We start from the raw sequence: 8,554 nt of genomic DNA, 5'->3' as shown, positions 1-8,554 counted from the left end.
CTCTACCACTGAGCTAAGGAGGCATGGGCGCAGTCATCATACCCGGAGTCGTGGGGGGGGGGGGGGGGGGGGGGCGCCGGGCGGCGCGGGGCGGCGGGGGGGCGGGGGCCGGGGGGCTGGGGCGCGGCGGGGCCGGGCGCGGCGCAGGTACCCGAACAGGTGCGGGACGCGTTCAGCAGTGCGCTGAGCACCTCGACCTTCCTGCCCGCGGCGCTGCTACTGATCGGTGTGGTGGCCTCGGCATTGTTCATCCGTAACCCGGGCCCGCCCCCCGGTAGTCCGTTCAGCAGGGTGGTAAGGCTGCTACTTGCGGGCCGCTTCGTCGGCCGCCATGGCGTCACGCAGGCTCTTGGGCCGCATATCGGTCCAGTTCTGCTCCACGTACTCCACGCAGGCGGCGCGGCTGTCCTCACCGAAGACCACGCGCCAGCCGGCCGGGACCTCGGCGAAAGCCGGCCACAGGGAATGCTGTTCTTCGTCGTTGACCAGAACGAAGAAGCGGCCGTCCTCGTCGTCGAACGGGTTGGTGCTCATTTCACCTCACAGGGCTGCTCGCGCGTATGTGTACGGATCTGTCCGGGTCCGGCACGGCAGGAAGGGAGAACCTTCGGCTACCGTTTCGCGAACCCAACGATGTGTCGACCCTAGCAAGGCCGGTGTTAACTGTGGGTCCCCCCTAAGAGGCGAAGAACTCCAGGAGGATCTTGTTCACTGTATCGGGTCGCTCCAGGTAGCCGTAATGGCCGGCGTCCGGAACCTCCTGGTAGCGCCCGCCGGGAATCACCTCGGCGACCTCCCGCGACAGGTACGGCGGAATCATCCGGTCATCGGCGAAACCCACCGCCAGGCACGGCACGCGGATGGCCCGGTAGGCCTGCACCCGATCGAATTCGTGATCCATCTTGCGCTGTGCCCGGATGCCGGGGGTCACCGGACCGCCGGTGAACTCGAACAGGTCCAGCCAGTCCCGGGCCGCATTGGCATCGGCCATGGTGGCGGGCGAAAGGTTCATCACGGCGGTGAGGGCGGCCTCGTATTTCGGCGGCAGCTGCACCCCGCTCTCGTCGAGTTCGTGTTCGCCCAGGGACAGGGTCTTCTGGAACCTGTCCAGCCGGCCGTGCCCGGCCAGGAACACGGCTTTACGCACCAGCTCGGGCCGGGCCAGGGCGAGTTCCTGCGCCACCCGGGCGCCCATCGAGGTGCCGGCCACCAGCGCCGGCCCCTCGTCCAGGAACTCGATCAGACCCGCCGTATCGGCAACCAGCTCGTCGATGGTCATACCGTCGGCCGCCTCGTAGGAGGGCGCGATTCCCCGGTTGTCGAAGGTGCAGACCCGGTAGCCGGCGGCGACCAATGCCGGCACCTGGTGCAGCTCCCACACGCGGCCCGGGCTGCCGGTCCCCATGATCAGCACCACCAGCGGGCCGCCGCCTTTCACATCGGTGCCCTTGGAACGGTCTCCTTTGATCTGATAGTTGAGCGATATTCCGTTCACCGTGGCCAACGGCATGCTGACGGCCCCTTCCTGATCGTTTCCGCTGCCCACGGTATAGCCAGCGGGATAGCGTTGTGTTACCACGGCCGCAGCGACCGCTTCGTGGGACAGATACCATTGACATTTCACATACCAGCGCACCTGCCGGGAGGATTGAGATGGCCGCGAAAAGCAGCGCCAACGGTATCGCCGACGAAGATCTGGAACCCCTCGCCGACGAGACCGCTCGTCAGGCGCAGCGGGTCGTGGCCGCCTACGCCGCCGATGCCGACGAATGCCGGATGCTCCTGTCGATGTTGGGTATCGGCCCGGGCGCCCGAACCGAATAAGCTGAGCCTTATCCGCATGACCGAGCGCCTGGTCACGCAAGCTACCGCCTCCGGGCGCTGACGGTCATGTGGGCCGCCGGCGCCAACGGCGACGTCCGCGGATCCACACAACTACCCGGCATGAGCGGTCAGGCCCGAAGGCGGCAGCGCAGCGTAACCACGCAGGGCCCCCGCTCATGCCCCATATACGGGGCGTACAACGCCGCGCGAAGGATGCGTGAGTGGACCAGATGACAGACCAGCCGTCCAGCGATTCCACCCCCCAGGACGAAACCGGCGTATCCACGGGCCCGTCCGGAACCGGTAACGGCTCCGGACCGGTCGCCGGCCCGATCGATCTGGTGGAGGCCCAGCCCGAAGCGGTGGACGCCGAACCCCTGCGCGAACGCGGGGCCGGTTCCGGTTTCGTCGTCGTGGCCAACCGGCTCCCGGTCGATCTGGAGAAGCTGCCCGACGGCAGCACCCGCTGGAAACGTAGTCCCGGCGGTCTGGTGACCGCGCTCGAGCCGGTACTGCGCAGTAATCGGGGCGCCTGGGTGGGGTGGGCCGGCGTTCCCGACGTCGAGGTCGACCCGATCGTCGAAGACGGGCTGGAATTGCATCCGGTGCCGCTGTCTGCGCAGGAAGTCGCCGACTACTACGAAGGATTCTCCAATGCGACCCTGTGGCCGCTGTACCACGATGTGATCGTCCGCCCGGTGTACAACCGGGCCTGGTGGTCGGCCTATGTCCAGGTGAACCGGCGATTCGCCGAGGAGACGGCCAAGGTCGCCGCCGAGGGTGCCACGGTCTGGGTCCAGGACTATCAGCTGCAGCTGGTGCCGAAGATGCTGCGGATGCTGCGGCCCGATCTCACCATCGGTTTCTTCTTGCACATCCCGTTCCCGCCGGTCGAACTGTTCATGCAGATGCCGTGGCGCACGGAGATCGTGGAAGGTCTGCTGGGGGCGGATCTGATCGGCTTCCATCTGCCCGGCGGCGCCCAGAACTTCCTGTACCTGGCCCGTCGGCTGGCCGGTCAGCCCACCTCGCGCGGCACGGTCGGGGTGCGGTCGAAGATGGGTGTCGTGCAGGTCGGGTTCCGCACGGTGCGCGTGGGTGCCTTCCCGATCTCCATCGATTCGGCCGGATTGGACGAACATTCGCGACGACGTTCGGTACGTGAACGCGCCGCCCGGATCCGCGCGGAACTCGGCAGTCCCAAGCACGTCCTGCTCGGTGTCGACCGGCTCGACTACACCAAGGGCATCGATATCCGGCTCAACGCCCTGGAGGAACTTCTCGACGAAGGCCGTATCGACCCGGCCGACACCGTGATGGTGCAGCTCGCCACCCCGAGCCGCGAGCGGGTCGAAAGCTATATCCAGATGCGTGGTGATATCGAGCGCCAGGTGGGCCGCATCAACGGCGAGTTCGCCCGGGTCGGCTATCCCGTGGTGCACTATCTGCATCGCCCGATCGCCCGCGAGGAGCTCATCGCCTTCTTCGTCGCTGCCGACGTCATGCTGGTAACCCCGCTGCGGGACGGTATGAACCTGGTCGCCAAGGAGTACGTGGCCTGCCACAGCGGCCTCAACGGCACCCTCGTGCTGAGCGAGTTCACCGGCGCGGCCGCCGAACTACGCCAGTCCTACCTGTGCAACCCGCACGATCTGGACAGCGTGAAGGACGCCATCGTCTCCGCCCTCACCGACGACCGCGAAACCCGCCGCCGCCGGATGCGCGCCCTGCGCCGGCAGGTCCTCGCCCACGATGTCGACCGCTGGGCCCGCGCCTTCCTCGATGCCCTCGCCAAGGGTCAGGTCGCCGGAAAAGCCCTGGTCGCCGACTCGGACGACGAATACTCCGAATAGGCGCCAATCCGGTGCCGAGCCAGCGAGCGCTCCGAGCTGGGCGCGGCGCCGAACCCGACGTAACCAGCGTTGGTGCCGAGTTCATCGACGCGCTGACAGGCTCGGCCCAGGGGCAGGGCCCGGGCCGCCGCAAACAGACGTAGCACCTTCGCGAGCGAGCTCAGGTCCGTTCGGCCATGGTCGATCGCTTTCTGGCCTTCCTGTGTGATCCGGCTTGCCGCGTCCGGGCGGACCGATGTCCTCGATCGGCGGTTTCGGACCGTACACAGGGTGTTCACAGCAAGCACGCAGGGCGCTACCAGGGCGTTGCGTCAGGATGGGCTTATGAGCGGTGCGCCGGATACGGCACCGGAGGCCCGGGTGCTGGTGGTCGACGACGAGGCCATGATCGTCGAGTTGCTGACCGTGAGTCTGCGGTTCCAGGGGTTCGAGGTGGCTTCCGCGTCGGACGGCGCGCAGGCGTTGGACGTGGCGCGCGGGTTCCGGCCGGATGCGTTGATCGTCGATGTGATGATGCCCGGAATGGACGGGTTCGGGCTGCTGCGGCGATTGCGGGCCGACGGGGTCGACGCGCCGGTGCTGTTCCTGACCGCTCGCGACGATGTGCAGGACAAGGTCACCGGATTGACCTTGGGTGCGGACGACTATGTCACCAAGCCGTTCAGCCTGGAAGAGGTCGTGGCCCGGTTGCGGGTGATTCTGCGCCGGACAGGTGGGGCCGCGCCCGCGCGGGAGCGCTCGCGGATCCGGTTCGCCGATATCGAGCTGGACGATGACACCCATGAGGTCTTCAAGGCCGGTGAACCGGTGGCGCTGTCGCCGACGGAGTTCACCCTGCTGCGGTACTTCATGGTGAACGCGGGAACGGTGCTGAGTAAACCGCGGATCCTGGATCATGTGTGGCGTTACGACTTCGGCGGTGAGGTCGGGGTGGTGGAAACCTATGTGTCCTATCTGCGCAAGAAGGTCGATACCGGCCCGCGGCGGCTGATCCACACGCTGCGCGGGGTCGGTTACGTGATGCGGGAAACGCCCGCGGGCCGGTCTTGAGCACGGAGGCCGGGGCGGCGGATCAGTTGCCGAAGGGCCCGGCCGCACGGCTCGCCGCACTACCCCTGCGGGTGACGCTGGTGCTGGCGTTGGTGGCGCTGGCCGCGGTGGGTCTGCTGGCCTCGGGCGTCGCGGTGACGTCTGCGCTGCGGACCACCTTGATCGATCGGGTGGACCAGCAGCTCGACGAGGCGGCACACAGCTGGGCCCGGCCGGGCGGACGGCCCCCCGTCCTGCTGCCGGGGGAACCCGGCAAGGAGCGCCCGCCGGTGAAGTTCTACACCCGCGTACAGGACACCGACGGCCGGATGTTCCTGCAGGACGACCGTAACGGCGCACCGGCCCTGCCCGACGATCTGCGGCCGGGAACGTTCACTACCGGGTCGACTGGGGGTGCATCCGGTGAGTGGCGGGTTCGCTACACCGAGAACTCGTACGGCACCAGTTTGGTCGCGCTGCGGCTGGATGAGACCGAGGCGATCGTCGAGCGCCTGGTGGTGCTGCAGGTGGTGATCGGCGCGCTGGTGCTGGTGGTGCTGGCGGTGGCCGCGTATTTCGTGATCCGGCGGAGTCTGCGCCGACTGGAACAGGTGGAGGAGATCGCCGCCGATATCGCGGCCGGTGATCTACACCGCCGCGTGCCGATGCGCCCGACGAACACCGAGGTGGACCGGCTGGCCCGGTCGTTGAACACCATGCTCGCGCAGATTCAGCGGGGTTTCGCCGCGACCGAGGCCTCGGAGGAGGCGGCGCGGCGTTCGGAGGAGAAGATGCGCCGGTTCGTGGCCGACGCCAGCCATGAACTGCGCACCCCGCTGACCACGATCAAAGGGTTCGCCGAGTTGTACCGGCAGGGCGCCACCCGCGATACCGATATGCTCCTCGACCGCATCGAACGGGAATCGAAGCGGATGGGCCTGCTGGTCGAGGATCTGCTGATGCTGGCCCGAGTGGATGCCGAACGTCCGGTGGAGTACGCACCGGTGGACCTGTTGTCACTGGCCAGCGATGCGGTACACAGTGCCCGCGCGGTCGCTGCGACGCAGAGCGGTACGCGGTCGATCGAATTGCAGGTGCGGCCCGGTACCGGCACCACGGAGGTGCCGGGTGACGCGGCCCGGCTGCGGCAGGTACTGGCGAATCTGCTGAACAACGCACTCGTGCACACGCCACCCGATGCGGCGGTGACGCTGCGGCTGACCCCCGGCCCCGACGATGTGCTGCTGGAGGTCGCCGATACCGGCCCGGGGATGACACCGGAGCAGGCCGAGCGGGTTTTCGAGAGGTTCTACCGCGCGGACGATTCCCGGAGCCGGGCCAGTGGCGGGGCAGGGCTGGGGTTGTCGATCGTGCAGGCGCTGGTCACAGCGCACGGCGGCGCCGTGGCAGTGGACAGTGAACCCGGCCGCGGCACGATATTCACCGTGCGGCTGCCGCGGGAGCGCCCGTAGGAGGGCGGTCGCACGGAGCCGCGCGGCTCGCAGGTGAATCGGAAAGTAGTGGGCATGCCCGTCCCGGTCCAGGCGAAACCGTCGGCGCTTCGATCAGGCCGGGACGTTGGCCTCGTAACCGAGGTCGCGCAGGGCCTGCTTGATCCGGGTCTGCGCGTCGTCGAGTGATTCCGGGGCCGGGTTCGGATCCGCGCCGGAGATATCGAAGTTACCCATGGTGAAGGCCGGGAAGACGTGTACATGCAGGTGGGGAACCTCGAGCCCGGCGATCAGCAGACCGGCTCGGGGCGCGTCGAACGCTGCCCGCACGGCCTGCCCGATCTTCTGCGCCACACCGTTGAGACGGGCGAAGACCTCGGGTTCGATGTCCTGCCACTGGTCGATTTCCTTACGGGGGACCACCAGGGTGTGCCCCTGGGTCACCGGCGCGATGGTGAGGAATCCGACGAATTCGTCGTCCTCCCAGACGAACCGGCCCGGCAGATCCCCGGCGATGATCGCACTGAAAACAGAAGCCATACGGTGAGCTTATGGCGCGCCGGGGCCGGTGGGACAGGACCGGGTGCCCTACACGCCGACGAAGTGGGACAGGATCCCCTGGACCTCGTAGATGTCGACCTGGCGGTTGAACCTCTTTTGCAGAGGTGTGTCGGAACCGGATATCCACACCAGCAGTTCCGCATCCAGATCGAAGGTGCCGGCGGTTTCCACCGCGAAGTGGGTGATCGCGCGGTACGGGATGCTGTGGTAGCTCACTTTCCGGCCGGACAATCCCTGTTTGTCGACGAGGATGAGGCGGCGATTGGTGAACAGCATGGCGTCGCGGACCAGGATGTAGGCCGAATAGATCTGTTCGCCGTTGCCCATCAACCGCTGGAATTCCTGTTGTGCCTGCGCCGGTTCCATCCGCCCGGCGTTACCCATGATCCCGTCCATCAGACCCATGACGACCCGTCCTCCCGTCCGCGCGTTTCCCCTGGCGGGCCGGGGCGCGCGAATCACCCACCCGCTTCGGGTGTTTCACCACCATCATCCACAAGGCGACGCGGGCGGACCGCGGCCGGCGCGAACGCGCTGGTACCGCGGGTGCTGCCGGTAGGTCCGGCCGGCCGGGCGAACCGGCTCACCGGCCGCCGCCGGCTGCCCGGAACGTGGCATCCGCGGCCGAGCGGGCACGCGGCGGTGAGCATCCGGCACTGCGTGGCCGGTTTCCCGGCACGCTCTAAGCTGTCCGGGTGCGAGTACTCGTCATCGGTTCCGGAGCCCGTGAACACGCCCTCGTCCTTGCGCTGCGCCGTGACCCGGCGGTGAGTGCGCTCATCGCGGCACCGGGCAACGCCGGTATCGCCCAGCACGCGCAGGTGCGTCCGGTGGACGCCGGATCCGCGGAAGCCGTGGCGGCACTGGCGCGGGAGGTGGCCGCGGACCTCGTGGTGATCGGCCCCGAGGTGCCGCTGGTGCTGGGCGTGGCCGATGCCGTGCGGGCGGCGGGTATCGCCTGTTTCGGTCCGTCGGCCGAGGCCGCCCGGATCGAGGGTTCGAAGGCGTTCGCCAAGGATGTGATGGCCGCGGCCGGAGTGCGTACGGCGCACAGCGAGATCGTGGACACTCCGGCCGAACTGGATGCCGCGCTGGACCGCTTCGGCCCGACCTGGGTGGTGAAGGACGACGGCTTGGCAGCCGGTAAGGGTGTCGTGGTCACCCCGGATCGCCTGGCCGCCCGCGACCACGCCGCCGAACTGCTCGAACAGGGTCATCCGGTGCTGCTGGAATCTTTCCTCGACGGTCCGGAGGTATCGCTGTTCTGCCTGGTGGACGGGGAGACGGTGGTGCCGCTGCTGCCGGCGCAGGATCACAAACGAGTGGGCGACGGCGATACCGGGCCCAATACCGGCGGGATGGGTGCGTACACGCCGCTGCCGTGGTTGCCCGACGGTATGGTCAGGCAGATCGTCGACGAGGTGGTGGCTCCGGTCGCCGCCGAAATGGTCCGGCGCGGCTGCCCTTTCAACGGGCTGCTGTACGCCGGGCTGGCGATCGGTGCGGCCGGTCCGGCGGTGGTGGAATTCAACTGCCGTTTCGGTGATCCGGAGACCCAGGCGGTACTGGCGCTGCTGGACAGCCCGCTGGGTGAGCTCCTGTTCGCCACCGCGACCGGCACTCTCGCCGAAGCTCCGCCACCGCGCTGGCACGGCGGGGCAGCGGTCACGGTGGTGCTGGCCGCGGAGAACTATCCGGGGCGTCCGCGTACCGGTGATGTGATCACCGGGGCGAACGATGCGGCGACCGACGATCCGGCGAGCGTCCAGCACCCGGGGGCGTCCCACCGGGGGGGCGGTGCGCGGGGTTAGGGGGGTGGCCGGGGGGTGGGCATTT

9 protein-coding genes are annotated in these 8,554 nt (G+C 68.2%); 5 read left to right on the top strand and 4 right to left on the bottom strand.

Annotated elements, in window-relative coordinates:
• Positions 1–303: 303 nt before the first annotated feature.
• Together QH195_RS05625 and QH195_RS05620 are read right to left on the bottom strand one after the other, a co-directional pair.
• Positions 304–534, bottom strand: a complete 231-nt coding sequence (locus QH195_RS05625; protein WP_030522889.1) for an MbtH family protein — start codon at positions 532–534, stop codon at positions 304–306.
• A gap of 142 nt (positions 535–676) precedes the next feature.
• The gene (locus QH195_RS05620) at positions 677–1,510 is read right to left on the bottom strand and encodes an alpha/beta fold hydrolase (RefSeq protein ID WP_280424552.1); all 834 of its coding nucleotides are present in this window, start codon (positions 1,508–1,510) and stop codon (positions 677–679) included.
• 143 nt (positions 1,511–1,653) lie between these two features.
• Here QH195_RS05620 and QH195_RS05615 point away from each other — a divergent pair, with 143 nt between their 5' ends.
• The 4 genes from QH195_RS05615 to QH195_RS05600 all read left to right on the top strand — a co-directional run bounded on the left by QH195_RS05615 (position 1,654) and on the right by QH195_RS05600 (position 6,178).
• A complete protein-coding gene (locus tag QH195_RS05615) occupies positions 1,654–1,824 on the top strand; it encodes a hypothetical protein (protein ID WP_169333239.1) in 171 nt (56 codons plus the stop codon).
• A 230-nt stretch (positions 1,825–2,054) separates the two neighbouring features.
• The gene (locus QH195_RS05610) at positions 2,055–3,677 is read left to right on the top strand and encodes an alpha,alpha-trehalose-phosphate synthase (UDP-forming) (protein WP_280424553.1); all 1,623 of its coding nucleotides are present in this window, start codon (positions 2,055–2,057) and stop codon (positions 3,675–3,677) included.
• A gap of 324 nt (positions 3,678–4,001) precedes the next feature.
• The gene (locus tag QH195_RS05605) at positions 4,002–4,727 is read left to right on the top strand and encodes a response regulator transcription factor (RefSeq protein ID WP_280434558.1); all 726 of its coding nucleotides are present in this window, start codon (positions 4,002–4,004) and stop codon (positions 4,725–4,727) included.
• Positions 4,728–4,753: 26 nt separating this feature from the next.
• On the top strand, positions 4,754–6,178 hold the full coding sequence (locus tag QH195_RS05600; RefSeq protein WP_432278325.1) for a sensor histidine kinase: 1,425 nt from the start codon (positions 4,754–4,756) through the stop codon (positions 6,176–6,178).
• A 93-nt stretch (positions 6,179–6,271) separates the two neighbouring features.
• Here QH195_RS05600 and QH195_RS05595 read toward each other — a convergent pair whose 3' ends face one another.
• Together QH195_RS05595 and QH195_RS05590 are read right to left on the bottom strand one after the other, a co-directional pair.
• Positions 6,272–6,697 carry an HIT family protein gene (locus tag QH195_RS05595; protein WP_280434556.1) on the bottom strand — a complete coding sequence of 142 codons (426 nt, stop codon included), beginning with the start codon at positions 6,695–6,697 and terminating at the stop codon, positions 6,272–6,274.
• Between the two features lie 48 nt (positions 6,698–6,745).
• A complete protein-coding gene (locus QH195_RS05590; RefSeq protein WP_280424548.1) occupies positions 6,746–7,123 on the bottom strand; it encodes a PH domain-containing protein in 378 nt (125 codons plus the stop codon).
• Between the two features lie 290 nt (positions 7,124–7,413).
• Between QH195_RS05590 and purD the strand changes: the two genes are divergently transcribed.
• The gene (gene purD / locus QH195_RS05585) at positions 7,414–8,529 is read left to right on the top strand and encodes a phosphoribosylamine--glycine ligase (RefSeq protein ID WP_280434555.1); all 1,116 of its coding nucleotides are present in this window, start codon (positions 7,414–7,416) and stop codon (positions 8,527–8,529) included.
• Positions 8,530–8,554 lie beyond the last annotated feature (25 nt).

Source organism: Nocardia carnea, assembly GCF_029868855.1.
Taxonomy (GTDB): domain Bacteria; phylum Actinomycetota; class Actinomycetes; order Mycobacteriales; family Mycobacteriaceae; genus Nocardia; species Nocardia carnea_A.
This window is presented reverse-complemented; position numbering and strand designations above follow the sequence as displayed.